The 25,074-nt window shown below is 62.2% G+C and carries 21 protein-coding genes; 10 read left to right on the forward strand and 11 right to left on the reverse strand.

Going from position 1 to position 25,074, the window contains the following annotated elements; genetic code table 11:
- Positions 1-52: 52 nt before the first annotated feature.
- The 8 genes from prfB to C5F70_RS18150 all read right to left on the reverse strand — a co-directional run bounded on the left by prfB (position 53) and on the right by C5F70_RS18150 (position 9,812).
- Positions 53-1,148 (reverse strand): peptide chain release factor 2 gene (prfB, locus tag C5F70_RS18115; RefSeq protein ID WP_098100956.1). Its coding sequence is split into 2 segments (ribosomal slippage): positions 53-1,075 and positions 1,077-1,148, totalling 1,095 coding nucleotides; the frame shifts between segments, so codons are not numbered across the junction.
- A 240-nt stretch (positions 1,149-1,388) separates the two neighbouring features.
- Entirely contained in the window at positions 1,389-2,390 is a 1,002-nt protein-coding gene (locus C5F70_RS18120; protein WP_017844695.1) for a PleD family two-component system response regulator, read from the reverse strand.
- 51 nt (positions 2,391-2,441) lie between these two features.
- Positions 2,442-3,452, reverse strand: a complete 1,011-nt coding sequence (locus C5F70_RS18125) for a chemotaxis response regulator protein-glutamate methylesterase (protein WP_026139760.1) — start codon at positions 3,450-3,452, stop codon at positions 2,442-2,444.
- Positions 3,449-5,731 (reverse strand): hybrid sensor histidine kinase/response regulator, encoded by a 2,283-nt coding sequence (locus tag C5F70_RS18130; RefSeq protein ID WP_102617366.1) that lies wholly within the window; start codon positions 5,729-5,731, stop codon positions 3,449-3,451. The genes C5F70_RS18125 and C5F70_RS18130 overlap by 4 nt, the downstream gene beginning before the upstream one ends.
- Positions 5,728-6,429: a chemotaxis protein CheW gene (locus C5F70_RS18135; protein WP_017844692.1), complete on the reverse strand. Its 702-nt coding sequence runs from the start codon at positions 6,427-6,429 to the stop codon at positions 5,728-5,730. Before C5F70_RS18135 ends, C5F70_RS18130 begins: the two co-directional genes overlap by 4 nt.
- Complete coding sequence (locus C5F70_RS18140) at positions 6,422-7,681, reverse strand: protein-glutamate O-methyltransferase CheR (RefSeq protein ID WP_104903818.1); 1,260 nt, start codon at positions 7,679-7,681, stop codon at positions 6,422-6,424. The genes C5F70_RS18135 and C5F70_RS18140 overlap by 8 nt, the downstream gene beginning before the upstream one ends.
- Entirely contained in the window at positions 7,678-8,190 is a 513-nt protein-coding gene (locus C5F70_RS18145) for a chemotaxis protein CheW (RefSeq protein ID WP_104903819.1), read from the reverse strand. The genes C5F70_RS18140 and C5F70_RS18145 overlap by 4 nt, the downstream gene beginning before the upstream one ends.
- Positions 8,190-9,812, reverse strand: a complete 1,623-nt coding sequence (locus C5F70_RS18150; RefSeq protein ID WP_017844689.1) for a methyl-accepting chemotaxis protein — start codon at positions 9,810-9,812, stop codon at positions 8,190-8,192. Before C5F70_RS18150 ends, C5F70_RS18145 begins: the two co-directional genes overlap by 1 nt.
- Positions 9,813-10,028: 216 nt before the next feature.
- Here C5F70_RS18150 and C5F70_RS18160 point away from each other — a divergent pair, with 216 nt between their 5' ends.
- The gene (locus tag C5F70_RS18160; RefSeq protein ID WP_158683867.1) at positions 10,029-11,468 is read left to right on the forward strand and encodes a PAAR domain-containing protein; all 1,440 of its coding nucleotides are present in this window, start codon (positions 10,029-10,031) and stop codon (positions 11,466-11,468) included.
- Complete coding sequence (locus C5F70_RS18165; protein WP_104903820.1) at positions 11,465-12,076, forward strand: hypothetical protein; 612 nt, start codon at positions 11,465-11,467, stop codon at positions 12,074-12,076. The genes C5F70_RS18160 and C5F70_RS18165 overlap by 4 nt, the downstream gene beginning before the upstream one ends.
- A 356-nt stretch (positions 12,077-12,432) precedes the next feature.
- Here C5F70_RS18165 and C5F70_RS18170 read toward each other — a convergent pair whose 3' ends face one another.
- Positions 12,433-13,143, reverse strand: coding sequence for a tellurite resistance TerB family protein (locus tag C5F70_RS18170; protein ID WP_102617361.1), 711 nt, complete (start codon positions 13,141-13,143; stop codon positions 12,433-12,435).
- A gap of 168 nt (positions 13,144-13,311) precedes the next feature.
- On the opposite strand from C5F70_RS18170, the gene C5F70_RS18175 reads away from it, so the two are divergent.
- From C5F70_RS18175 to C5F70_RS18215, 8 genes are all read left to right on the forward strand, one after another.
- Entirely contained in the window at positions 13,312-14,223 is a 912-nt protein-coding gene (locus C5F70_RS18175) for a LysR family transcriptional regulator (RefSeq protein WP_017844684.1), read from the forward strand.
- A 131-nt stretch (positions 14,224-14,354) separates the two neighbouring features.
- Entirely contained in the window at positions 14,355-15,812 is a 1,458-nt protein-coding gene (locus tag C5F70_RS18180) for a gamma-aminobutyraldehyde dehydrogenase (RefSeq protein WP_017844683.1), read from the forward strand.
- 73 nt (positions 15,813-15,885) lie between these two features.
- Positions 15,886-17,037 (forward strand): putative ABC transporter substrate-binding protein YdcS, encoded by a 1,152-nt coding sequence (gene ydcS, locus C5F70_RS18185; RefSeq protein WP_017844682.1) that lies wholly within the window; start codon positions 15,886-15,888, stop codon positions 17,035-17,037.
- A gap of 120 nt (positions 17,038-17,157) precedes the next feature.
- Positions 17,158-18,192, forward strand: coding sequence for an ABC transporter ATP-binding protein (locus tag C5F70_RS18190; protein ID WP_017844681.1), 1,035 nt, complete (start codon positions 17,158-17,160; stop codon positions 18,190-18,192).
- A gap of 1 nt (position 18,193) precedes the next feature.
- Positions 18,194-19,117 carry an ABC transporter permease gene (locus tag C5F70_RS18195; protein WP_046484936.1) on the forward strand — a complete coding sequence of 308 codons (924 nt, stop codon included), beginning with the start codon at positions 18,194-18,196 and terminating at the stop codon, positions 19,115-19,117.
- Positions 19,107-19,916: an ABC transporter permease gene (locus C5F70_RS18200; RefSeq protein WP_010563467.1), complete on the forward strand. Its 810-nt coding sequence runs from the start codon at positions 19,107-19,109 to the stop codon at positions 19,914-19,916. Before C5F70_RS18195 ends, C5F70_RS18200 begins: the two co-directional genes overlap by 11 nt.
- Before the next feature lie 82 nt (positions 19,917-19,998).
- Complete coding sequence (locus C5F70_RS18205; protein ID WP_017844679.1) at positions 19,999-21,423, forward strand: gamma-aminobutyraldehyde dehydrogenase; 1,425 nt, start codon at positions 19,999-20,001, stop codon at positions 21,421-21,423.
- Positions 21,424-21,778: 355 nt separating this feature from the next.
- Entirely contained in the window at positions 21,779-23,404 is a 1,626-nt protein-coding gene (locus tag C5F70_RS18215) for a glucan biosynthesis protein D (protein WP_026139759.1), read from the forward strand.
- A 59-nt stretch (positions 23,405-23,463) separates the two neighbouring features.
- Here C5F70_RS18215 and C5F70_RS18220 read toward each other — a convergent pair whose 3' ends face one another.
- Both C5F70_RS18220 and C5F70_RS18225 read right to left on the reverse strand, forming a co-directional pair.
- On the reverse strand, positions 23,464-23,649 hold the full coding sequence (locus C5F70_RS18220) for a hypothetical protein (protein ID WP_017844677.1): 186 nt from the start codon (positions 23,647-23,649) through the stop codon (positions 23,464-23,466).
- 271 nt (positions 23,650-23,920) lie between these two features.
- On the reverse strand, positions 23,921-25,027 hold the full coding sequence (locus C5F70_RS18225; RefSeq protein ID WP_017844676.1) for an NADH:flavin oxidoreductase/NADH oxidase: 1,107 nt from the start codon (positions 25,025-25,027) through the stop codon (positions 23,921-23,923).
- Positions 25,028-25,074 lie beyond the last annotated feature (47 nt).

The following is a 25,074-nucleotide window of genomic DNA, read 5'->3' on the forward strand; positions in this document are numbered from 1 at the left end:
ACAGGTTCGTTGCCCCCGCCACTGACGGGGGACTTGAGGTCGGGCTGGCGGTTTACAGCCCCGATTTCAGGCTGGCTTCCAGGTATTCGTCGATGTCGCCGTCGAGCACCTTGTCGCAGTCGCTGCGTTCGATGTTAGTGCGCAGATCCTTGATCCGCGACGCGTCCAGAACATAGGAACGGATCTGGTGACCCCAGCCGATATCCGACTTGGTGTCTTCCAACGCCTGGGAAGCGGCGTTGCGCTTCTGCATTTCCTGCTCGTACAACTTGGCCCGCAGCATTTTCATGGCGGTGTCCTTGTTCGCGTGCTGGGAACGTTCGTTCTGGCAACTGACCACGGTGTTGGTCGGCACGTGGGTGATACGTACCGCCGAGTCGGTGGTGTTTACGTGTTGGCCACCGGCACCGGAGGAGCGATAGGTGTCGATCCGCAGGTCGGCCGGGTTGATCTCGATTTCCACCTTGTCGTCGATCTCGGGCGAGACGAACACCGCGCAGAACGAGGTGTGGCGGCGATTGCCGGAGTCGAACGGGCTCTTGCGCACCAGGCGATGCACGCCGATCTCGGTACGCAGCCAGCCGAAGGCGTATTCACCCTTGATGTGAACGGTGGCGCCTTTGATGCCGGCGACTTCACCGGCCGACAGCTCCATGATGGTCGCGTCGAAACCGCGTTTGTCGGCCCAGCGCAGGTACATGCGCAGCAGGATGTTGGCCCAGTCCTGGGCTTCGGTGCCGCCGGAACCGGCCTGGATGTCCAGGTAGGCGTTGTTCGGGTCCATTTCGTGGCTGAACATGCGGCGGAATTCAAGCTTGGCGAGGTTTTCCTCGAGACGGGCCAGCTCGGCGACGACATCGCCTACCGCGCCTTCGTCGTTTTCTTCGACAGCCATGTCCAGCAGGTCGCGGCAATCGGCCAGACCGGTGTTCAGTTCGTCGAGGGTGTCGACGATCTGCGCCAGCGCTGCGCGCTCGCGGCCCAGTTCCTGGGCGTATTCGGGTTTGTTCCAGACACTCGGATCTTCAAGCTCGCGATTGACTTCGGTCAGACGCTCATGCTTTTGATCGTAGTCAAAGATACCCCCGAATAGTTTCGGAGCGCTCGGACAGGTCCTTGATGGTGTTAAGGATCGGGTTGATTTCCATGGCGGGCAGCACTCGTTGGCGAACTTTTGAAAGCCGACGAGTATAACGACAAACGTGCGCAAACGGCAGTCCGCTTGGCGAAAAGGCAGGTTCAAGAACAGTGAATATCCACTGTGAGAGGGGGCTTGCCCCCGATGGCGGTGTGTCAGCCCTACACCCGGTGACTGTCACACCGCCATCGGGGGGCAAGTCGAGTCGTCGCGCCGCCCCTCGCACATGTGGACCTGCACTGGCCTCGGATCACTCGATACCGACTTGATTGCGCCCGTTGTTCTTGGCCGTATACAGCCCCTTGTCCGCCGCCATGATCAACTGTCGGCAATCGGTGCCTTGCACCGGCGTCATGGTCGACAGGCCGATGCTGATGGTCAGGCTCGCACCCTCGGCCGGAGCGATGTGCGGGATTTTCAGGGCGGCGACGGCCATGCGCAGTTTTTCGGCGACCAGCCGTGCGCCACCCGGCGAAGTGTTCGGCAGCACCAGGGCGAACTCTTCGCCGCCGTAGCGCGCCGGCAGGTCCGAAGGCCGGCTGCTGGCTTCGCGGATGCTGGCGGCAACCTTGCGCAGGGCTTCGTCGCCTTCAACGTGGCCGAAGCTGTCGTTGTAGGTCTTGAAGAAGTCCACGTCGATCATCAGCAGCGACAATTGGGTCTGGTCCCGCATGGCGCGGCGCCATTCCAGTTCCAGGTATTCGTCGAAATGCCGGCGGTTGGACAGCCCGGTGAGGCCGTCGGAGTTCATCAGCCGTTGCAATACCAGATTGGTGTCCAACAGTTGCTGCTGGCTGACGCGCAGCGCGCGATAGGCCGCGTCACGCTGCAACAGGGTCATGTAGGAGCGCGAGTGATAGCGGATACGCGCCACCAGTTCGATGTTGTCCGGCAGCTTGACCAGATAATCGTTGGCCCCGGCCGAGAACGCCGCGCTTTTGATCAGTGGGTCTTCCTTGGTGGAAAGCACGATGATCGGGATGTTCTGCGTGGCCGGGTGGTTGCGGTATTCGCGCACCAGCGTCAGGCCATCCAGGCCGGGCATCACCAGGTCCTGCAGAATCACCGTGGGTTTGATGCGGATCGCCTGGGCGATGGCCTGGTGCGGGTCGGCGCAAAAGTGGAAGTCGATGTTTTCTTCATGGGCCAGGCCACGCCGCACGGCTTCGCCGATCATGGCCTGGTCGTCGACCAGCAACACCATGGCGGCATTTTCGTCGGTCTTGATGCCGTCGATCTGTAAATCATTCATCTGCAATCACCTGAATTACTGCCCGCAAACCAGCACCGCCGGGGATATTGATCATTTTGCAAATACCTCCAGCAGTCGGGGCGCAATTCTGTCCAGTGGGCGAATTTCAACAGCAGCGTCAATCGCCGCCGCCGCTTTGGGCATGCCATACACCGCCGAACTCTGCTGGTCCTGGGCGATGGTCAGATATCCTTGGTCCCGCATTAATTTGAGCCCCTGGGCTCCGTCGCGACCCATGCCGGTCAGCAGCACGCCGACGGCATCACCATTCCAGTGGCTGGCCACACTTTCGAAAAACACATCGATGGATGGCCGGTAAATCTCGTTCACCGGCTCGGCTGTATAGGCTAGCGTGCCATTTTTCAACAGACGAATGTGGTGATTGGTGCCAGCCAGCAGCACGACCCCGCTTTGTGGCGGCTCCCCCTCGCGGGCCAGGCGCACCGGCAGGCCGGAGGCGCTGCTCAGCCACTCGGCCATGCCGGCGGCGAACACCTGGTCCACATGCTGCACCAGCACGATGGCGGCGGGAAAGTCCCGGGGCAGGCCCTTGAGCAGGACTTCCAGGGCCGCCGGGCCGCCAGCCGAAGAACCGATCGCCACCAGGCTCTGGCGTTTGCCGGTGCTGCGCGGCGGCGCGGTTTCGGCGCGCACACGGCTGCCGCGCTGGCCGATCAGCCAGCCAATATTGAGGATCTTGCGCAACAACGGCGCGGCGGCATCCTTGGGATTACCGACGCCCAGGGCCGGCGTATCCACCACATCCAGGGCGCCATGGCCCATGGCTTCGAACACCCGGCTGACATTGGCCTGGCGGTCGACGGTGACGATCACAATCGCGCACGGGCTCTCGGCCATGATCCGCCGGGTGGCTTCCACGCCGTCCATCACCGGCATAATCAGGTCCATCAGGATCAGGTCCGGGGTCAATTCGGCGCAACGTTGCACCGCTTCCAGGCCATTACTGGCTACCCACACCACTTGGTGCGCGGGCTCGAAGCTCACGGCGCGGCGTAACGCCTCCACAGCCATGGGCATGTCATTGACGATTGCAATCCTCATGCCCGCGCGCCTCCGATCAGTTCCACCACGGCATCAAGGAGGGCGTCATCGTGGAAACTGGCTTTGGCCAGATAGTAATCGGCGCCGGCGTCGAGTCCACGGCGTCGGTCTTCTTCGCGGTCCTTGTAGGACACCACCATCACCGGCAACGATTGCAGGCGAGCATCCCGGCGCAAGAGTGTGACCAATTCGATCCCGTCCATACGAGGCATATCAATATCAGTGATGAGCAGGTCGAAGTCCTCGGAGCGCAAGGCGTTCCAGCCGTCCATGCCATCGACGGCGACGGCCACTTCATAACCGCGGTTAAGCAGCAATTTACGTTGCAACTCACGCACGGTGAGCGAATCGTCCACCACCAGCACGCGTTTGCGCGGGGCTTCGGCGGCCTGCTGGCTGCGCCGGGCGATACGCTCCAGGCGGCCGGTATTGAGCAGCTTGTCCACCGAGCGCAGCATATCTTCGACGTCGACGATCAACACCACCGAGCCATCGTCCAGCAACGCCCCGGCGGAAATATCCTGGACCTTGCCCAACCGATCATCCAGCGGCAGCACCACCAACGTGCGTTCGCCGATAAAACGCTCCACGGCAATGCCATACACCGCATCGCGCTCGCGGATCACCACCACCTTCAACGTCTCGTCATTACCTTGCCCCGGCGGGCGCTGCAACAGTTGGCTGGCGGCGACCAGGCCGACATGCCGGCCTTCGTGCCAGAAATGCTGGCGGCCTTCGAGCTGCACAATGTCGTCGGGCGCCAGGTCGCACATGCGCTCGATATGCGCCAGCGGGAAGGCATAGGCTTCTTCGCCGACTTCCACCACCAGGCTGCGCACCACCGACAGGGTCAACGGCACTTCCAGATGGAAACGACTGCCCTGCCCCGCCGCTTGCTCCAGCACCACCGCGCCGCGCAGTTGGCGGACCATATGCTGCACCGCATCCAGGCCGACGCCGCGCCCGGAGACTTCGGTGACCTTGTCGCGCAGGCTGAAGCCCGGCAGGAACAGGAACGTCAGCAACTCCTCCTCGCTGAGGTTCAAGGCGGTTTCCACCGTCGACAGATGCCGATCAACGATCGTGCCACGCAGGCGTTCGAGGTCGACGCCATTCCCGTCGTCGCTCAGTTCCAGCACCAGCAAACCGGCCTGGTGGGAGGCCCGCAAGCGGATCAAGCCTTCGGCCGGCTTGCCCGCCAGCAGGCGTTGTTCCGGCGTTTCGATGCCGTGGTCGACGGCATTGCGCAATAAGTGGGTGAGCGGCGCTTCGAGCTTCTCCAGCACATCACGGTCGACCTGGGTCTTTTCGCCCTCGATCTCCAGGCGCACCTGCTTGCCCAGGCTGCGGCCGAGGTCGCGCACCATGCGGACCTGGCCGGCGAGCACATCGGCAAACGGGCGCATGCGGCAGGCCAGCGCGGTGTCGTAAAGCACCTGGGCGCGTTGCCCGGCCTGCCAGCCGAACTCATCGAGCTCAGCGGTTTTTTCTGCCAGCAGGGCTTGGGCTTCGCTCAGCAAGCGGCGGGCATCGGCCAGGGACTCCTGGGCTTCCAGGCTCAAGTCGAGGGTCTTGAGGTGACCATCGAGGTGGTCCAGCGCACGCACACCGTTACCCTGCACACGCTTGAGGCGTTGCAGGCTGGCCAGGTATGGCTTGAGTCGTTGGGTTTCGACCAGGGATTTGCTCGACAGGTCCAGCAGGCTGTTCAAACGCTCGGCGGTCACACGCAGTACGCGCTCGCCGCCTTCGGTCATGCGCTTGTTCTGACGCAGCGGTTCGCTGCCGAGGGACGGCGCAGGCTCGGGTTCGGCGGGCAGTGCTTCAATCAGCGGAGTGGGCGCTGGAGCAGGCGCAGTTGGCGGCGGCGCCACCTTGGCGGTGGGCTGCGACGGGTCGAGCAGGCGCTCCATCAAGGCCACATATGCCTCGACATCCGCCGGCCCCACGGTGTTGCCCGGCGTGGCGATACGCATCAGCAGGTCGGTGCCTTGCAACAGCGCGTCGATGTGTTCCGGCTGCAGATACAGGCGACTTTCCTGGGCGCTGACCAGGCAATCCTCCATGACATGGGACACGCTGACCCCGGCGTCCACCCCGACAATCCGCGCCGCGCCTTTGAGCGAGTGCGCGGCGCGCATGCAGGCTTCGAGCTGGTCGGCCTGGGTCGGGTTGCGCTCCAGGGCCAGCAGGCCCGCGCTCAGTATCTGGGTCTGGGCATCGGCTTCCAGGCTGAACAATTCCAGCAGCGAGGCATCGCGCATCTGGTCGGGGGTCATGTGAGGCTCCGGGTCACGGCAGACAGCAACTGAGCCTCGTCCAGCCAACGCAGGCTGCGGCCCTTCCACTGCAACACGCCCTGAGTGAAGCGGCCGCTGGCCTGGGTGCCGGAGGCTGATGCCGCCGTCAAAGTACGCTCATCGATGGCATGGATACCGTCGACTTCATCCACCGGCACCACCACCGGGCCATCCTGCGCGGCGATGATCAACATGCGCGGCATGATGCGCCCGCCCGGCGTGCCGTGGCTGATGGCGTCCAGGCCCAACAGCTCGACCAGCGACAGGCACGCCACCAGCGCGCCGCGCACGTTCGCCACGCCAAGCAACGCGCGGGAACGTTGGTGCGGCAGGGAATGGATCGGGTGCAGGGTTGCCACTTCCACCAGGCATCGGGTGGCGATCCCCAGCCATTCTTCGCCGAGGCGGAATATCAGCAGGGAACGGGTGACGATGTCTTCGTTCGCCTGGGTATCGGCGACCGGGCGATGATCGTCCTGCTGCAACGCATAGCGATCCAGCAAGCGGGTAGCGGCGGCGGAGTACACCGAGCAGTTGCGGCAGTGGATATGGTCCGCCAGCAACGGGCAGGACTTGTCGCCGTGAATGCCGATCCGGTTCCAGCAATCGTCGATGGCCTGGGTGTCGTCCATCGTCAGGGCCAGGCCCGCAGTGTCGAGCGCGTTGGGGCTACTCATGGTTTTTGCTCACTGTCAGCTCGCTACGCGCGGCCCGCGCCTGCAACCGACGCGCCGCCGCAATGTCGCCCTGGGCTTCGAGCAACGCGGCCAGCTGCATCAGGGCCTGCGGGTGCTGCGGTTCCAGGTACAAGGCTTTTCGATAAAACCCCTGGGCGTCCAGGGCGTTGCCGGCCACATCGCTGAGCAACCCCAACCAGTAAAATACCTGGGCGGCCGGCGGGTGTTGACTTAAATAACGCTCGCAGGCGGCACGGGCCTCGGCGCTTTTGCCTTCGTTGGCCAGGGTCGCGATCTGGCTGAGCAGGTCGCCGGCCTCCGACGCCGGCGCCTTGATCGGCACCACCTGGGCGTTGAGCGTGCTGAACGGTCGTGGCTTGGGCGGGATCGCTGCGATGCTGCGTCGAGGCGCGGGCGCGGGTATCGGCACGAATACCGGCTCAGGCTTGACCGGCTCAGTGTGCCGGCTAAATGCAAACGACTGCGGCACGCCGATCGAACGCATGCCATGACGCCCCAACAGGCAGCCTTCGGCCGGGCCGATAAACAGCACGCCGTCCACGTGGGTCAGGTTCTTGAGCACGTCGAACACTTGTTTTTGCGTGGGTTGGTCGAAATAGATCAGCAGGTTGCGGCAAAACACAAAGTCGTAGCTCGGTTCATTGGCGAGCAACCCCGGGTCGAGCAGGTTGCCGACTTGCAGGCGCACCTGTTCGCGCACGCGGTCTTCGATGCGATAACCATCGGCCTGCTCGGTGAAGTGGCGGTCGCGAAATTCAAGGTCGCCGCCGCGAAACGAGTTGCGGCCATACACGCCGCGCTGGGCACGCTCCACCGACAGCGGGCTGACGTCCATGCCCTGCACCTTGAACTGGTGCGGCGCCAGGCCGGCATCGAGCAAGGCCATGGCGATCGAATAGGGTTCTTCGCCGGTGGAACAGGGCAGGCTGAGGATGCGCAGCGCGCGCAACTGGTTGATCTCGGCCAGGCGCGCCTTGGCCAGACGGGCCAGGGTCGCGAAGGATTCGGGGTAACGGAAAAACCAGGTCTCGGGCACGATCACCGCTTCGATCAGCGCTTGCTGTTCGTCCTGGGAGTGCTGCAGGTGCTGCCAGTACTCATCCGCCGTGTGGGCCGCGACGGCCTGGCTGCGCTGGCGCACGGCGCGTTCGATGATGGCTTCGCCCACCGAGGCCACGTCCAGGCCAATGCGTTCCTTCAAGAAGGCAAAGAAGCGCGGGTCGTTGCTCATAGGCTCGGCTCGGCAGAAAACAGCAAGGCGCGCACGTCATCGGTGAGCATATCTGCGACGCCGATCCATTGCATCAAGCCCAAGGCATCTTCGCGCACCGGTCCCAGGTAGGGCGCCTGGGGATTGTCCAGGCCGTAGGGCTTGAACTCCGCCGGGTCGCAACGCAGGGTTTCGGTGGCCTGCTCCAGAATCAGTCCCAGCCAACGCGCCTCGAGCCAGGGCTCAGGTTTATAGTTGACCAGCACCAGCCGCGTGCTGGTCCGCGCCTGGGCCGGCTCGCCGAAGGTCAAGGCACTGAGGTCGATGACCGGCACCATCGCGCCGCGGTGGGCAAAGATACCCGCCACCCACAGCGGTGCATGGGCGATGGGTTTGAGCGGCAGGCGCGGCAGCACTTCGGCCACTTCGGTGGCCTTGAGGGCATACCGTTCGTGGCCGATGTGGAACACCAGGAACAACGCCTTTTTTGCTGCCGGGACGACGCCGTGTTTAGCCGCGAGGTCGCTCATCAGACTTTGAAACGCGACACGCCGCTGCGCAGACCGACCGCAACCTGGCTCAGTTCATCAATGGCAAAGCTGGCCTGGCGCAGGGACTCCACGGTCTGGCTGCTGGCATCGCCCAATTGCACCAGCGCGTGGTTGATCTGCTCGGCCCCGGTGGCCTGGGCCTGCATGCCTTCGTTGACCATCAACACCCGCGGCGCCAGGGCCTGGACCTGGTGGATGATCTGCGACAGTTGCTCGCCCACTTGCTGCACTTCGAACATGCCCCGGCGCACTTCTTCGGAGAACTTGTCCATGCCCATCACCCCGGCGGACACCGCCGACTGGATCTCGCGCACCATCTGCTCGATGTCGTAGGTGGCCACGGCGGTCTGGTCGGCCAGGCGGCGCACTTCAGTGGCCACCACGGCAAAACCGCGGCCGTACTCACCGGCCTTCTCGGCCTCGATGGCGGCGTTGAGGGACAACAGGTTGGTCTGGTCGGCAACCTTGACGATGGTCACCACCACCTGGTTGATGTTGCCGGCCTTCTCGTTAAGGATCGCCAGCTTGGCGTTGACCAGCTCAGCCGCGCCCATCACCGAGTGCATGGTTTCTTCCATGCGCGCCAGGCCTTGCTGGCCGGAACCGGCGGCGACCGAGGCCTGGTCGGCGGCGGTGGAGACTTCGGTCATGGTACGGACCAGGTCCTTGGAAGTGGCGGCGATCTCCCGCGAAGTAGCGCCGATCTCGGTGGTGGTCGCCGCGGTTTCCGTGGCCGTGGCCTGTTGTTGCTTGGAGGTGGCGGCAATCTCGGTGACCGAGGTAGTCACCTGCACCGACGAACGCTGAGCCTGGGACACCAGGGCGGTCAGTTCGGTCATCATGTCGTTGAAGCCGGTTTCGACCGCGCCGAATTCGTCCTTGCGCTCCAGGTTCAAGCGCTTGCTCAGGTCACCGGTACGCATGACGTCGAGGATCTCGACGATACGCTGCATCGGCGCCATGATTGCGCGCATCAACAGCAGACCGCACAGGCCGGCGGCGAAGATGGCGATAATCAGCGAAACCGCCATGCTGAGCTTGGCCGACAGCACCGACTCGTCGATGGCCGAAGTGGCGCGGTCAGACATGCTCTTGTTTTCGGTGATGATGTCATTGAGCTTCATGCGCCCTTCGATCCAGATCGGCGTCAATTGCTCTTCGACCAGGACGCTCGCACCCGGCAAATCATTGGCTTCAATGCGCGCCAGCACCTCGGCGAGGGCCTTGTTGTAGTTGATATGCGCCGCCTTGAAGTTATCGAACTCCATGCGATCAGCCTGGCTGTTGACGGTTTTTTCGTAATTGGCGATCTGCTGTTCAATACGCGCTTCGAAAGACTTGAAGTCCGTCTTATCGGCACTGGTGAGGGTTTTATCTGCGCGCAGGCCGATGATATCGATGGTCAGCAGATAGCTGTCGACCCATGCGCTGCGGATCATCGAACTGAGGTAAACCCCCGGTACCGCATCGTCCCGGACCGATTCCTGGCTGACTTCGATCTTCAGCAACCGCGAGTAGGACACCACAACCATCAGCAGCATGATCGCGACAATGACCGCAAAGCTCGCCAAAATCCGCTGGCGCAAGGTCCAATTCTTCACAGTGTTTCCTCGAAGAGCCATTCAAATGGGGGGGAGTATAGCTGAGCACAAGCCTTCATTTATCAATGGGTTTCGACGTGGTGCCCACAGAATGCAAAAACATCCCTGAAGGTAATTACAGAACCAACCTACAAAAACCCGCGAAGCGTCCGACTACCGGGCTTTTCTCGCCGAGCCTAGCGTGCTGGTCCCTGCTAACAAAAGGACACGGCTGGCATGCGCCGCTATTTCATTACCCGAGGAGCCAAAACCACCGCTGGCGGGACCGTCGTCGGCGGTTTGACGGGCTTTTGCATCACCCAAGTGGATATCGCCCTTGAAGGTCATGAAGTGCTTTGCCCGGTATGCAAAACCACCGGAGTCATAGTCTGTGTCGGCCCGCGCCTGGAGCAGTGGGCACGAGGGCGACGGGTAGCGCTCTCGGACGATCTCTGCCGCTGCCAATGCGACCCGCCCCCTCGCCTGCTGGCCGACCAGTTCGAGCGGTTTCAGACCCTTACCGCCGAAGACTCCGCGGTACACCGCCGAAGCGCGACTGCATCGGAAGCGCCAGCGCCCGCGAAAAACTCCGCCCCGAGCTCAACGCCTTCCGCTTTCAGCGAAATACTCGAGTCAGCCTGCGAGCGCAATTGGCGCTTCTACCAGAAGCAGGCAGAAGACGTGATCGCCCCCGGCGGCAAGCTGATCGCCGACCCCAGGTTGCGCAACCGGCTCATCAACTCGGCGTATGCCCAGCTCTGGCGCCTCGATAACCGTTTCCAGTGGGCGGGCCTTGCGGCGTTTGCCTCCAAGCAAGTGGGGTGCGGTTTGCTGCACGCGGCAGAATCCATCGAGAAAATTCAGGCGGAATTTGAAGCGGCGGAGCAATTGCGAAAGAGTGCCCGGAAAGGGGTTTGGGGGTTGTTCAGCGCCGAGGAACGTGAACGGCAGGCAAAGCTGCGGGAGTACGAGCGGCGCCTGCGGGAGTATGAACAGGCCAGCCGTAATAACCCGGTGCCTGATGTTGATTGGCGGCGCGAGGGTGAACCGTTATCGAGCGTGCAGCAGCTTTATCAACATGTGTACGAGATGATGGCGATGGGCAATACCACGCTGTTTTTGGATGTGTTTCCGTTGCATGCGTTTTATAAGGAGCGGGGGTTGGGGTTGCTTGAGACCTGCCTGTCCTCGCGCCAGAACATTTTTGAGGATGGGCTGCAGCGGGTGTTGTGGCCGGTGGGGCAGGAAAATTTAAGGTTTGGGCTTGACCACGACTACATTCTGCAAGCCTTTCAGGCCATTGACGAAGGAAATATCGCCGAAAGTGTTAAGTATCTGGCTTGGCATGAACAGCAAAATATCCTTCAGCCAACCATGTATACCGACCAAAAATTAGTGGCTCTGCTACGTAGCAACCATCTTTCATACGTCACGGGCATACCGTCCGGAGCAGCACAGGCCATTGAGCTAACGCTGGCAAGCCAATGCCGCTCTGTTGATGACGGCAGGGTCATTGAGTTCAGCAACAACCCCATCGCCAACTTGGCCGATATCGATCAACGCATGACCTTCGTGCTCAAGGCCGCGGCGCAATTTGACAAGCTGTTAAATAGCGGTGAGCGGCATCGAATCGAACAAGCGCTGGATGATGTCGCTGCAGGTCGGGGCATTCGATGAACCGGCTCTCAAAAGTAAATTGGCAACATGCCGCACTTGTATTGTTCGCTGCCGTACTACTGGTAGGAATGATACGTTTCTTCACCAGTACGCCAGAAATCGCACTGATGCTTGGGGAGCCTTGGGAAGACATGCGTCAGCGCTCCAGTGCAGCAATCGCCCCTGCTATTCCCGGAGAAATATGGGGGAGGCTACCAAAGTCCGATGCGCGCCTACGCTTTATAGACCCTCAATATGGATTCGTTACCCCGCCTGCCCGCTTCCTCGCGGTAAGTTTCGACAACGAGCGCGTTGGCAGTATCCGCATGTCCCCCCAAATCGAACCGCTATTGCTCGATGACACCCTCAACGTCGTGCTGTATTTGCAAAAACAATGGAGCAATGCCGGCTGGCTGCCCATCCGAGTCGCCTCCAACCCTCCATTCGCCGACACACCTGAATGGCGTGCTCGATTGCGAAATGTGAACCGGGGTGGCAAGTCTTACTGGCGGGCAGAAAACAAATACCAAGTCATGTTGGTAGTTGGGCGCTTCAAGGACTATCGGCATCCCACAGAAGAGCGGTACCTCATTACACTGGAATTATCCAGGCCGTGGGGGCTGCCATAAATAGATTTGTTAAATCGTTTCCACAGAACGTGAGAACGATCTTCATCGTGCGCGGGCATGCCTAGAGGGTGGCCTGAGGCACCCTTTTCCCAGAACCAACCTACAACGTCCGACTACCAGGCTTTTCTCGCCGAGCCTAGCGTGCTGGTCCCAGCTAACAAAAGGACACCGCTGGCATGCGCCGCTATTTCATTACCTGAGAGGCCAAGACCACCGCTGGCGGGACCGTCGGCGGCGGTTTGAGGGGCTTTTGCATCACTCAAGTGGACATCGCCCTTGAAGGTAAGGACCGGGGGTTGGGGTTGCTTGAGACCTGCTTGCGGTCGCGCAAGAACATTTATGAGGAGGAACGATCCCTAAAGCGTCGCCTGGCGCACCTGTTTCTCCAATTCAACCTTCAAACCGGGCTCCAACTTGAGCTGTCGCGCCAGCTCATCCAGGTACGCCTTCTCCATAAAGTTCTCCTCATCCACCAGCATCACACTGGCGATGTACATCTCGGCGGCCATTTCCGGGGTGCCGGCGGCCTGCGCCACGTCTGCCGGGTCGAGGGGTTTGTTCAGTTCGCCGTGTAGCCAGCTTTGCAATTCACGGTCGTTATCCAGCTTGTTGAATTCACCTTCGATCAGCGCGCGCTCGCGCTCATCCACATGCCCGTCGGCCTTGGCCGCCGCCACCAATGCCTTGAGGATGCCCTGGCTGTGTTGCTCGACCTGAGCCGGTGGCAAACGGTCGATGGTCTGCGGCTCGCCTTGGGGCGCGCTGGCCTGCTGCGCCTGCCAGTTGCCATAGGCTTTGTAGGCGATCACGCCCAATGCCGCCAACCCACCATAGGTCAGGGCCTTGCCGCCGAATTTGCGCGCTTTTTTATTGCCCAGCAGCAGGCCCATGGCCCCAGCGGCCAGGGCCCCGCCACCAGCGCCGCCGAGCAAACTGCCGAGCCCGCCACTGCCGAGCAGGCCGCCGAGGGCGCCTTTGTCGTCGGATTTGCGCTGGCCGCCGGCCTTGTTCTGCAACATGTCCTGACCAGACTTGAGCAGTTGTTCGAGTAATCCACGGGTATTCATGCGTAGCCTCCAGACACCAGGGTTCATAAGACCAATAGACTCCCAGCGTAAAACTAAGCGCCAAAAAACCCCGATCTAGAGTGCTTCCAGATGTAACGCGGCTATCCTTCGGTTAAATCGATATACACTCGAACAAATCGATAAAAACACCCCACTGGTAACTCCAGCATGATGACCTTGCGTCAGATCCGCCACTTCATCGCCGTGGCCGAGACCGGTTCGATCTCCGCCGCTGCGCAAACCGCGTTTATTTCGCAGTCGACCCTGACCCTGGCGATCCAGCAACTGGAGCAGGAAATCGGCGTCAACCTGTTCAACCGCCACGCCAAGGGCATGACCCTGACCCACCAGGGCCATCAGTTCCTGCGCCAGGCGCACTTGATCCTGGCCACCGTCGACAACGCCAAGCGCAGCCTGCAGCAGAGCACCGACCAGGTGGCCGGGCAATTGATCGTCGGCGTGACCAGCCTGGTGGCCGGTTATTACCTGGCCGACCTGCTCACCCGCTTCCAACGCGCCTACCCCAATGTGGAAATCCGCGTGATGGAGGATGAGCGCCCGTACATCGAACATTTGCTGGTCAGCGGCGAGATCGACGTGGGCGTGTTGATCCTCTCCAACCTCGAAGACCGCCACGCCCTGCAGACCGAAGTACTCACCCACTCGCCCCACCGCCTGTGGCTGCCGGCGCAACATCCGCTGCTGGAGCACGACAGCATCAACCTGGCCGATGTGGCGCGTGAGCCGTTGATTCAGCTGAACGTCGACGAAATGGGCCACAACGCTCAACGCATGTGGGCCTCTGCCTGCCTGCAACCACACGTCACTTTGCGCACCGCCTCCACCGAAGCCGTGCGCAGCCTGGTGGCCGCCGGCCTGGGCGTGTCGATCCAGCCGGACATGACCTACCGCCCCTGGTCCCTGGAGGGCGACATTATCGAAGCGCGCCCCATCGCCGACCTCAGCCAGACCCTCGACGTCGGCCTCGCCTGGCGCCGTGGCACCGCGCGCCCGGCACTGGTCGACCCGTTCCTGACCGTGGCGCGGGAACAGCCGCACCCGCGCAAGCCATCTATTTAATCGAATGCTGCATTCAGTATTTAGTATTTGTTGACCTCGCGCCTGACCTCTAGTCTCTGTGCATCCATAAGAGAAGTCGGGCGCCTTGTAAGAGAACGCCCATGGCCACACAAGAAAAGAGATCGCGAAAAATGTCCGCTGCGCCCACCCCGCTGCTTACTGCGTTGCTGATCGACGGCGAACTGGTCCAGGGCCAGGGCTTTGTCGAACCGATTCTCAACCCAGCCACGGGCGAAGTGCTGACCCAGATCGCCGAAGCCAGCATCGAACAGGTCGAAGCCGCGATCCTCGCCGCCCACCGCGCATTTGCCGGCTGGTCCCGCACCACGCCGCAGCAACGTTCGAACATTCTGCTGGGCATCGCCGATGCCATCGAGCACCAAGCCGACTACCTGGCCCGCCTCGAATCCCTGAACTGCGGCAAACCGTTGCACCTGGCCCGCCAGGATGACTTGAGCGCCACCGTCGATGTGTTCCGCTTCTTTGCCGGCGCCGTGCGCTGCCAGACCGGCCAGCTCAGCGGCGAATACCTGCCGGGCTACACCAGCATGGTGCGGCGTGACCCGATTGGCGTGGTGGCCTCGATTGCGCCGTGGAATTACCCGCTGATGATGGCCGCGTGGAAGATCGCCCCCGCCCTCGCCGCCGGTAATACCCTGGTGTTCAAGCCGTCGGAACACACGCCGCTGTCGATCCTCGCCCTCGCTCCAGCGCTCAACCAGTTGTTGCCGCGCGGGGTGATCAACATTGTGTGCGGCGGCGGCGAAGGCGTCGGCAGCCATCTGGTCAGCCACCCGAAGGTGCGGATGGTGTCGTTGACCGGCGATATCGTCACCGGACAAAAGATCCTGCAAGCCGCGTCAAAAACCCTTAAACGCACGCACCTGGAACTGGGCGGCAAGGCGCCAGTGATCGTGTGCAACGACGCCGACCTGCAAGCCGTGGTCGAAGGCGTGCGCGCCTACGGCTACTACAACGCCGGCCAGGACTGCACCGCCGCGTGCCGCATCTACGCCCAGGCGGGGATTCACGACAAATTGGTCGCCGACCTGGGCGCGGCGGTCAGCAGCCTGCGCTTTGCTGGCAAGCGCGATGCCGACAACGAACTCGGCCCGCTGATCAGCACGCGCCAGCGCGACCGCGTCGCCAGCTTTGTCGAACGCGCCCTCGGCCAGCCGCATATCGAACGCGTCACCGGCGCCGCCGTGCATTCCGGCGCGGGCTTCTTTTATCAGCCGACCTTGCTCGCCGGCTGTAAACAAAGTGACGAAATCGTCCAGCGCGAAGTGTTCGGCCCGGTGGTCACCGTGACCCGCTTCGACGAACTGGAACAAGCGGTGGACTGGGCCAACGACTCCGAATACGGCCTGGCCTCGTCGGTGTGGACGCAGAACTTGGACAAGGCCATGCAGGTGGCGGCGCGCCTGCAATACGGCTGCACCTGGATCAACAGCCATTTCATGCTGGTCAGCGAAATGCCCCACGGCGGCTTGAAGCGCTCCGGGTACGGCAAAGATCTGTCCAGCGATTCGCTACAGGACTACAGCGTGGTGCGGCACATCATGGCCCGCCACGGCCAGCACCTTTAAAACAACAACTAAGCTCAAGCGTCACCGGCTGCAAAAAACTGCCCCGACCATAATTAAAGAAGAGGGATTCCCCATGTCCGCGCATAAGACCGCACTGCTCAGTGCCCTGACCACCGCGCTGCTGGCCAGCGCCAGCCTGCAGGCCGCCGAACCGCTCAAAGCGGTAGGCGCCGGCGAAGGCCAGCTGGATATCGTCGCCTGGCCCGGCTATATCGAACGGGGCGAAAGCGACAAGGCTTACGACTGGGTCACAGGTTTCGAGAAGGAAACCGGCTGCAAGGTCAATGTGAAAACCGCCGCTACCTCTGACGAAATGGTCAGCTTGATGGCCAAGGGCGGTTACGACCTGGTCACCGCGTCAGGCGATGCGTCGCTGCGGTTGATCGTCGGCAAGCGGGTGCAGCCGATCAATACCGCGTTGATTCCCAACTGGAAGACTATCGACCCGCGCCTGAAAGACGCGCCATGGTACGTGGTCGGCCAGCAAACCTACGGTACTCCGTACCAGTGGGGGCCGAACGTGCTGATGTACAACACCAACGTGTTCAAGACCGCGCCCACCAGCTGGAATGTGTTGTTCGAGGCGCAAAACCTGCCGGACGGCAAGCCGAACAAAGGCCGCGTGCAAGCCTACGACGGCCCGATCTACATCGCCGATGCGGCGCTGTACCTCAAGTCGACCAAGCCGGAGCTGGGTATCCAGAGCCCCTACGAACTGACCGAAACCCAGTACAAAGCCGTGCTCGACCTGTTGCGCGCACAGCAACCGTTGATCCACCGCTACTGGCACGACACCACCGTACAGATGAGTGACTTCAAGAACGAAGGCGTGGTCGCCTCCAGCGCCTGGCCGTATCAGGTCAACGGCCTGATCAACGAGAAGCAGCCGATTGCCTCGACCATTCCCAAGGAAGGCGCCACCGGCTGGGCCGACACCACCATGCTGCACAGCGAGGCCAAGCACCCGAACTGCGCCTATAAATGGATGGACTGGTCGCTGCAGCCGAAGGTCCAGGGCGATGTCGCCGCCTGGTTCGGCTCCCTGCCGGCGGTGCCGGCGGCCTGCACCGGCAGCGAATTGCTCGGCGCCGAGGGCTGCAAGACCAACGGCTTCGACCAGTTCGACAAGATCGCCTTCTGGAAAACCCCGCAGGCTGAGGGCGGCAAGTTCGTGCCGTACAGCCGCTGGACCCAGGATTACATCGCGATCATGGGCGGGCGCTAATCCCCCCTGTGGGAGGGGGCTTGCTCCCTCCCACATTGAGCGCATTCACCGATGTTCTGTTTTTTCAGAAGTCCAGGCCGGGCCGCTGCGACGACCCGCGCCTTTTGGGAGCACCGCACCATGACGCTTGCAGTCCAATTCACCCACGTTTCCCGTCAGTTCGGCGAAGTGAAAGCCGTTGACCGGGTTTCCATCGATATCCAGGACGGCGAGTTCTTTTCCATGCTCGGCCCTTCCGGCTCGGGCAAGACCACCTGCCTGCGCCTGATCGCCGGGTTCGAGCAGCCGAGCGCAGGCTCGATCCGGATTCATGGCGAGGAAGCCGCCGGCTTGCCGCCGTATCAGCGTGACGTCAACACGGTATTCCAGGATTACGCGCTGTTCCCCCACATGAATGTGCGCGACAACGTGGCCTACGGCCTGAAAGTCAAAGGCGTGGGCAAGACCGAGCGCCTCGACCGCGCCGAAGAAGCCCTGACCATGGTCGCCCTCGGCGGCTACGGCGAGCGCAAGCCGGTGCAGCTCTCCGGCGGCCAGCGCCAACGGGTCGCCCTGGCCCGCGCGCTGGTCAATCGCCCGCGCGTGTTGCTGCTGGATGAGCCGCTGGGTGCCCTCGACCTCAAGCTGCGCGAACAGATGCAAAGCGAGCTGAAAAAGCTGCAACGTCAGTTGGGCATCACGTTTATCTTCGTGACCCACGACCAGACCGAAGCGCTGTCGATGTCCGACCGCGTGGCCGTGTTCAACAAGGGCCGCATCGAACAGGTCGACACCCCGCGCAACCTCTATATGAAACCGGCCACCGCGTTCGTCGCCGAATTCGTCGGCACCTCCAATGTGATTCGCGGCGATTTGGCCCAGCGCCTCAGCGGCAGCCCGCAGCCGTTCTCGATCCGCCCGGAGCACGTGCGCTTTGCCGAAGGCCCGCTGGCGGCCGACGAAGTGGAAATCAGCGGCCTGTTGCATGACATCCAGTACCAGGGCAGCGCCACCCGCTACGAACTGAAACTGGCGAACGGCCAGGCGTTGAACATCAGCCAGGCGAATAACCAGTGGCTGGACATCAGCAACGGCTATCAGGTCGGCCAGCCCATCACCGCACGCTGGGCGCGGGCCGCCATGACCACCCTGACCGACCACGCAGGCGAGGTGTGACATGAGCCTGACCCAAGCGCCGATGCGCAGGTTTTCCAACCTGCTGTATCGCAGACCCAACCTCTACCTGGCAATGCTGCTGATACCGCCGCTGATCTGGTTCGGCGCGATCTACCTGGGCTCGTTGCTGACCTTGCTGTGGCAAGGCTTCTACACGTTCGACGACTTCACCATGGCGGTCACGCCGGACCTGACCCTGGCCAACTTTGCCGCACTGTTCCAGCCATCGAACTTCGACATCATCCTGCGCACCCTGAGCATGGCGATCGTGGTGTCGCTCGCCAGCGCCATCGTCGCCTTCCCCATCGCCTATTACATGGCGCGCTACACCACGGGCAAGACCAAGGCGTTCTTTTATATCGCGGTGATGATGCCGATGTGGGCCAGCTATATCGTCAAGGCATATGCCTGGACCCTGCTGCTGGCCAAGGGCGGCGTGGCGCAATGGTTTGTGCAGCACCTGGGGCTGGGGCCGCTGTTGCAGTTCGTGCTGGGGATCCCCGGCGTGGGCGGCAGCACCTTGAGCACCTCGCACCTGGGGCGGTTCATGGTGTTCGTCTACATCTGGCTGCCGTTCATGATCCTGCCGATCCAGGCGTCGCTGGAGCGTTTGCCGCCGTCGTTGCTGCAAGCCTCGGCCGACCTGGGCGCCAAGCCGCGCCAGACCTTCATGCAGGTGATCCTGCCGCTGTCGGTGCCGGGGATTGCCGCCGGTTCGATCTTCACGTTTTCGCTGACCCTGGGCGACTTCATCGTGCCGCAGCTGGTCGGGCCGCCGGGTTACTTCGTCGGCGGCATGGTGTACGCCCAGCAAGGCGCCATCGGCAACATGCCCATGGCCGCGGCGTTCACCCTGGTGCCGATCGTGCTGATCGCGGTTTACCTGTCCATCGTCAAACGTCTGGGGGCCTTCGATGCACTCTGAGAAATCATCCATCGGCCTGAAGATCGCGGCCTGGGGCGGCTTGGTGTTTCTGCACTTCCCGATCCTGATCATCTTCCTTTACGCCTTCAACACCGAAGAGGCGGCATTCAGCTTTCCACCCCAGGGCTTCACCCTGAGGTGGTTCAGCGTGGCGTTCGCCCGCCCGGACGTGCTCGAAGCGATCAAGCTGTCGCTGCAGATCGCGGCGATCGCTACCCTGATCGCCATGGTCCTCGGTACCCTCGCTTCAGCCGCGCTGTATCGCCGCGAGTTCTTCGGCAAGCAAGGCGTGTCGCTGATGCTGATCCTGCCGATCGCGCTGCCGGGGATCATCACCGGTATCGCCCTGCTGGCGACGTTCAAGACGCTGGGCATCGAGCCGGGGATGTTCACCATCATCGTCGGCCACGCGACCTTCTGCGTGGTGATCGTCTACAACAACGTCATCGCCCGCTTGCGCCGCACCTCCCACAGCCTGATCGAAGCCTCGATGGACCTGGGCGCCGACGGCTGGCAGACCTTCCGCTACATCATCATGCCCAACCTCGGCTCGGCGCTGCTGGCCGGCGGCATGCTGGCGTTTGCGCTGTCATTCGACGAAATCATCGTCACCACCTTCACCGCCGGGCATGAGCGCACCTTGCCGCTGTGGCTGCTCAACCAGTTGAGTCGCCCACGGGATGTGCCGGTGACCAACGTGGTGGCGATGCTGGTGATGATCGTGACGATGTTCCCGATTCTGGGCGCCTATTACCTGACCCGCGGCGGTGAAAGCGTGGCAGGCAGTGGCGGTAAATAATGTGGGTATTGGAGAAGTGCCCCCCCACACTCAGAGCCGGTTTCTTCAGGGCAATAACAACAGTTTTTTGGAGGAGTGAACCATGCAAACCAAACTCTTGATCAACGGCCAACTGGTCAAAGGCGAAGGCCCGGCGCAGGCCGTATTCAACCCGGCGTTGGGCCGTGTGCTGGTGGAAATCAACGAAGCCAGCGAAGCCCAGGTCGACGCCGCCGTGCGGGCCGCCGATGCAGCGTTTGAAAGCTGGTCACAGACCACGCCCAAGGATCGCTCGCTGTTGCTGCTGAAACTGGCGGACGTGATCGAAGCCCACGGCGAAGAACTGGCCAAGCTGGAATCGGACAACTGCGGCAAACCCTACAGTGCGGCACTGAACGACGAGATCCCGGCGATTGCCGACGTGTTCCGCTTTTTTGCCGGTGCCAGCCGCTGCATGAGCGGCTCGGCCGGCGGTGAATACCTGCCGGGCCACACCTCGATGATCCGCCGCGATCCGGTGGGCGTGATCGCCTCCATCGCCCCGTGGAACTACCCGCTGATGATGGTCGCCTGGAAAATCGCCCCAGCCCTGGCCGCCGGTAATACCGTGGTGCTCAAGCCGTCGGAACAAACCCCGCTGACCGCGTTGCGCATGGTCGAACTGGCGTCGGAGATCTTCCCGGCCGGCGTGCTCAACCTGGTCTTCGGCCGTGGGCCCACCGTGGGCAGCCCGTTGGTGAACCACCCGAAAGTACGCATGGTGTCGCTGACCGGCTCCATCGCCACGGGCGCCAACATCATTTCCAACACCGCCGACCGCGTGAAGCGCATGCACATGGAACTGGGCGGCAAGGCGCCGGTGATCATCTTCAACGACGCAGACATCGACGCGGCGGTGGAAGGCATCCGCACCTTCGGTTTCTACAACGCCGGCCAGGATTGCACTGCGGCGTGCCGCATCTATGCCCAGGCGGAAATCTACGACGCGTTCGTCGAGAAGCTCGGCGCGGCAGTCGCCAGTATCAAGTACGGCTTGCAGGACGACCCGACCACCGAACTGGGCCCGCTGATCACCGCGCAACACCGCGACCGCGTGGCCGGTTTCGTCGAACGTGCCGTGGCGCAGCCGCATATCCGCCTGGTGACTGGCGGCAAGGCGGTGGAAGGCAACGGCTTCTTCTTTGAGCCGACGGTTTTGGCCGATGCGCAGCAGGACGATGAGATCGTGCGTCGCGAGGTGTTCGGGCCGGTGGTGTCGGTGACCAAGTTCGCCGATGAAGCACAGGTGCTGGGCTGGGCCAACGATTCGGACTACGGTCTGGCGTCATCCGTATGGACCGCCGACGTGGGACGCGCCCATCGCTTGGCTGCGCGCTTGCAGTATGGCTGCACCTGGGTGAACACCCACTTCATGCTCGTCAGCGAAATGCCTCACGGCGGTCAGAAACTGTCGGGGTATGGCAAGGACATGTCCATGTATGGGCTGGAGGACTACACCACCGTGCGCCATGTGATGTTCAAGCACTGAACCTCGCCCTGATACCTTGACTGTAGGAGCAAGCTTGCTCGCGAAGAACGCCAACGATAATGCGGGGCATCCGATTAAACGCGGTGTCCAGGCGCCTGTCGCGAGCAAGCCCCCGCCCACATTGGATCTTCATAATTCCTGGGTAATGTGCTCACTCAAAGCCCGGAAATGTCTTGTCTCATTTGCCAAGCCATCATCCCGCCATCAATCATTTTTCCTACGCCATCGAACCGCTTAAGCTATGCGGCGTCTGTTTAATGTCCGTTGCGTTTGGCCGAAGGCATGTCCGAACCGTTATCTTTGATCCAGCACGCGCCAGGGCCGGCGCGGGATTTGCTCACGACAGGTTGTCTCTATGCACCGCAGGAATTTGCTTAAAGCGTCCATGGCCATTGCGGCTTACACCGGTTTATCGGCCAGCGGCCTGTTGGCTGCGCAAGCCTGGGCCGGGAACCGCGCCGCCGACGGCAAGGCCGTGGCGTTCGATTTCGAAACGCTGAAGACCCAGGCCAGGCAACTCGCCGGGACCGCGTATAAAGACACCAAACAGGTGCTGCCGCCCACCCTGGCGACCATGACCCCGCAAAATTTCAACGCCATCGGCTACGACGGCAAACACTCGCTGTGGAAGGAAGTGAACGGCCAGTTGGACGTGCAGTTTTTCCACGTCGGCATGGGCTTCAAGACGCCCGTTCGCATGCACGCCGTCGACCCCACGACCCGTGAGGCCCGCGAAGTGCATTTCCGCCCTTCGCTGTTCAACTATGAAAAAACCACGGTCGACACTCAACAACTGACCGGCGACCTGGGTTTCTCCGGCTTCAAGCTGTTCAAGGCGCCGGAACTGGATCGCCATGACGTGCTGTCGTTTCTCGGCGCCAGTTACTTCCGCGCGGTGGATTCCACGGGGCAATATGGCCTTTCCGCACGCGGCCTGGCGATCGATACCTACGCGAAAAAGCGCGAGGAATTCCCCGACTTCACGCAGTTCTGGTTCGAAACCCCGGATAAAAATGCCACGCGCTTTGTGGTCTACGCCCTGCTCGACTCGCCGAGCGCCACCGGCGCCTACCGTTTCGATATCGACTGCCAGGCCAACCAGGTGGTCATGGCAATCGACGCCCATATCAATGCGCGCACCGCCATCGAACAACTGGGCATCGCGCCGATGACCAGCATGTTCAGCTGCGGCACCCACGAGCGGCGCATGTGCGACACCATCCACCCGCAGATCCACGACTCGGACCGCCTGGCGATGTGGCGCGGCAACGGCGAGTGGATCTGCCGCCCGCTGAACAACCCGGCCAAGCTGCAATTCAATGCGTTCGCCGACACCGACCCGAAAGGCTTCGGCCTGGTGCAGACCGACCATGAATTCGCCAGCTACCAGGACACCGTCGACTGGTACAGCAAGCGCCCAAGCCTGTGGGTCGAACCGACCACCGCGTGGGGCGAAGGCTCGATCGACCTGCTGGAGATCCCGACCACCGGCGAGACCCTGGACAATATCGTGGCCTTCTGGACCCCGAAAAAACCCGTGGCCGCCGGTGACTCGCTCAACTATGGCTACAAGTTGTACTGGAGCGCCCTGCCACCGGTGAGCACGCCGTTGGCGCAAGTCGACGCCACGCGTTCAGGCATGGGCGGCTTCACCGAAGGCTGGGCACCGGGCGAACATTACCCGCCAGTCTGGGCGCGGCGGTTTGCCGTGGACTTCAAGGGCGGCGGCCTGGATCGCCTGGCAGCCGGCACCGGGATCGAGCCGGTGGTGACCTGTTCCCACGGCGAGGTGAAAGACTTCAGCGTGCTGGTGCTCGACAGCATCAAGGGCTATCGCATCCTCTTCGACTGGTACCCGACCAGCGACAGCGTGGAGCCAGTGGAACTGCGCCTGTTTATCCGCACGCAGGACCGCACCTTGAGTGAAACCTGGTTGTATCAGTACTTCCCGCCGGCACCGGAGCAGCGTAAATACACCTGACACCGTGACCGACCATGTGAGAGCGGGCTTGCCCGCCCCCACATGGGGTCACCGCCCGCTCAGAACCGCGATACACTCTTCATCGCCCCAATCAAATAGCGCATCGCCACCTGATCGTTCTCGGTCAAGGCGCGATACTGCGCGAGCAATTCAGCTTCATCGGAACTCAACCTTCGGGCACGCAAGGACACCCTGCGGGTCAGAAAAGACGCCACCACACCCGCTACACCATAGGACTTGGCCATGGACTGTTTCTCCTGATATCGATCAAAAACTCCGTGTGCCCATTACCCGCCTGCCGTGAAGCGCAATGCCTCGGTAGACAAACCGACTGACTCCCTGGGCCAGAAATCAGACGTACCCTAAGCGTAGAAACAATCTCATGACGTGTGGGATTTTTTTAGAGTATTCACTTAAATAATTGGGTCAGGAATAAATACCTACAGCCCTATCCCACAGCTCCTGGCAAAAAAAACCCACCGGATAAGGGTGGGTTTTGTTGGAACCTAAGAAGGCTCAATCCCTGAGATCAGACTCATGAATCGGCTGCTCCCGATGGGTCGCCCGCTGGTACTGGGCCGGCCAGGTCGCCTTGCGCCCGCCCAGGTCATCGTCGGCATGCAATGGCCAATACGGGTCACGCAGCAGCTCGCGGGCGAGGAAGATGATGTCGGCCTGACAGGTACGCAGGATGTGTTCGGCCTGGGCCGGCTCGGTAATCATGCCCACGGTGCCGGTGGCGATGCCCGACTCTTTGCGCACACGCTCGGCAAACCGCGTCTGGTAGCCGGGGCCGATGGGGATCTCGGCGTTGGCGGCGGTGCCGCCGGAGGACACGTCGATCAGGTCGACTCCCAAAGCTTTCAGGCGACGTGCCAGTTCCACGGTTTCATCAGGGTTCCAGCCGTCCTCCACCCAATCGGTGGCTGACACCCGCACAAACAGCGGCAGGTCTTGCGGCCAGACTTCGCGTACCGCTTCGGTGACTTGCAGCACCAGGCGGATACGGTTTTCAAAGGTGCCGCCGTACTGGTCCTGACGCTGATTGCTGATGGGCGAGAGGAATTGATGCAGCAGGTAACCGTGAGCGGCGTGGATCTCCACCACTTTGAAACCGGCGGTCAACGCGCGCTTGGCGGCGGCGACGAAGTCGGCGATCACTTGCTCGATCTGCGCCTCGTCCAGCGACCTGGGCTGCGTGTGGTTCGGGTCAAAGGCAATCGGCGAGGGCCCCACCGGCACCCAGCCGCCGTCTTGCGGCTTGAGGCTGCCGTGTTTGCCGATCCACGGCCGATGGGTACTGGCCTTGCGCCCGGCGTGAGCCAGTTGAATCCCCGCCACGGCGCCCTGGGCAGTGATAAAGCGCGTGATGCGTTGCAGCGGGGCGATCTGTGCGTCGTTCCACAGGCCCAGGTCTTCGGCGGTGATACGGCCCTCGGCGGTCACGGCGGTGGCTTCGGTGAAAATCAGCCCCGCCCCGCCGACAGCGCGGCTGCCGAGGTGGACCAGGTGCCAGTCGTTGGCCAGGCCATCGACGCTGGAGTACTGGCACATCGGCGACACGGCAATGCGATTGAGCAGGGTCAATTGGCGCAGGGTATACGGTTCGAGCAACTGACTCATGGCGCACCTCTTCTTGGCTTTTTGGGCACTTCTGTAGGAGCGAGCTT

The organism is Pseudomonas sp. LH1G9 (assembly GCF_002949975.1).
Taxonomy (GTDB): domain Bacteria; phylum Pseudomonadota; class Gammaproteobacteria; order Pseudomonadales; family Pseudomonadaceae; genus Aquipseudomonas; species Aquipseudomonas veronii.

Bases quoted from the DNA above. Each gene is read 5' to 3' on its own strand.
- C5F70_RS18120 (WP_017844695.1), bottom strand. From the start codon at position 2,390: ATGAATGATTTACAGATCGACGGCATCAAGACCGACGAAAATGCCGCC.
- C5F70_RS18125 (WP_026139760.1), bottom strand. From the start codon at position 3,452: ATGAGGATTGCAATCGTCAATGACATGCCCATGGCTGTGGAGGCGTTA.
- C5F70_RS18130 (WP_102617366.1), bottom strand. From the start codon at position 5,731: ATGACCCCCGACCAGATGCGCGATGCCTCGCTGCTGGAATTGTTCAGC.
- C5F70_RS18135 (WP_017844692.1), bottom strand. From the start codon at position 6,429: ATGAGTAGCCCCAACGCGCTCGACACTGCGGGCCTGGCCCTGACGATG.
- C5F70_RS18140 (WP_104903818.1), bottom strand. From the start codon at position 7,681: ATGAGCAACGACCCGCGCTTCTTTGCCTTCTTGAAGGAACGCATTGGC.
- C5F70_RS18145 (WP_104903819.1), bottom strand. From the start codon at position 8,190: ATGAGCGACCTCGCGGCTAAACACGGCGTCGTCCCGGCAGCAAAAAAG.
- C5F70_RS18160 (WP_158683867.1), top strand. From the start codon at position 10,029: ATGCGCCGCTATTTCATTACCCGAGGAGCCAAAACCACCGCTGGCGGG.
- C5F70_RS18165 (WP_104903820.1), top strand. From the start codon at position 11,465: ATGAACCGGCTCTCAAAAGTAAATTGGCAACATGCCGCACTTGTATTG.
- C5F70_RS18170 (WP_102617361.1), bottom strand. From the start codon at position 13,143: ATGAATACCCGTGGATTACTCGAACAACTGCTCAAGTCTGGTCAGGAC.
- C5F70_RS18175 (WP_017844684.1), top strand. From the start codon at position 13,312: ATGATGACCTTGCGTCAGATCCGCCACTTCATCGCCGTGGCCGAGACC.
- C5F70_RS18180 (WP_017844683.1), top strand. From the start codon at position 14,355: ATGTCCGCTGCGCCCACCCCGCTGCTTACTGCGTTGCTGATCGACGGC.
- ydcS (WP_017844682.1), top strand. From the start codon at position 15,886: ATGTCCGCGCATAAGACCGCACTGCTCAGTGCCCTGACCACCGCGCTG.
- C5F70_RS18190 (WP_017844681.1), top strand. From the start codon at position 17,158: ATGACGCTTGCAGTCCAATTCACCCACGTTTCCCGTCAGTTCGGCGAA.
- C5F70_RS18195 (WP_046484936.1), top strand. From the start codon at position 18,194: ATGAGCCTGACCCAAGCGCCGATGCGCAGGTTTTCCAACCTGCTGTAT.
- C5F70_RS18200 (WP_010563467.1), top strand. From the start codon at position 19,107: ATGCACTCTGAGAAATCATCCATCGGCCTGAAGATCGCGGCCTGGGGC.
- C5F70_RS18205 (WP_017844679.1), top strand. From the start codon at position 19,999: ATGCAAACCAAACTCTTGATCAACGGCCAACTGGTCAAAGGCGAAGGC.
- C5F70_RS18215 (WP_026139759.1), top strand. From the start codon at position 21,779: ATGCACCGCAGGAATTTGCTTAAAGCGTCCATGGCCATTGCGGCTTAC.
- C5F70_RS18220 (WP_017844677.1), bottom strand. From the start codon at position 23,649: ATGGCCAAGTCCTATGGTGTAGCGGGTGTGGTGGCGTCTTTTCTGACC.
- C5F70_RS18225 (WP_017844676.1), bottom strand. From the start codon at position 25,027: ATGAGTCAGTTGCTCGAACCGTATACCCTGCGCCAATTGACCCTGCTC.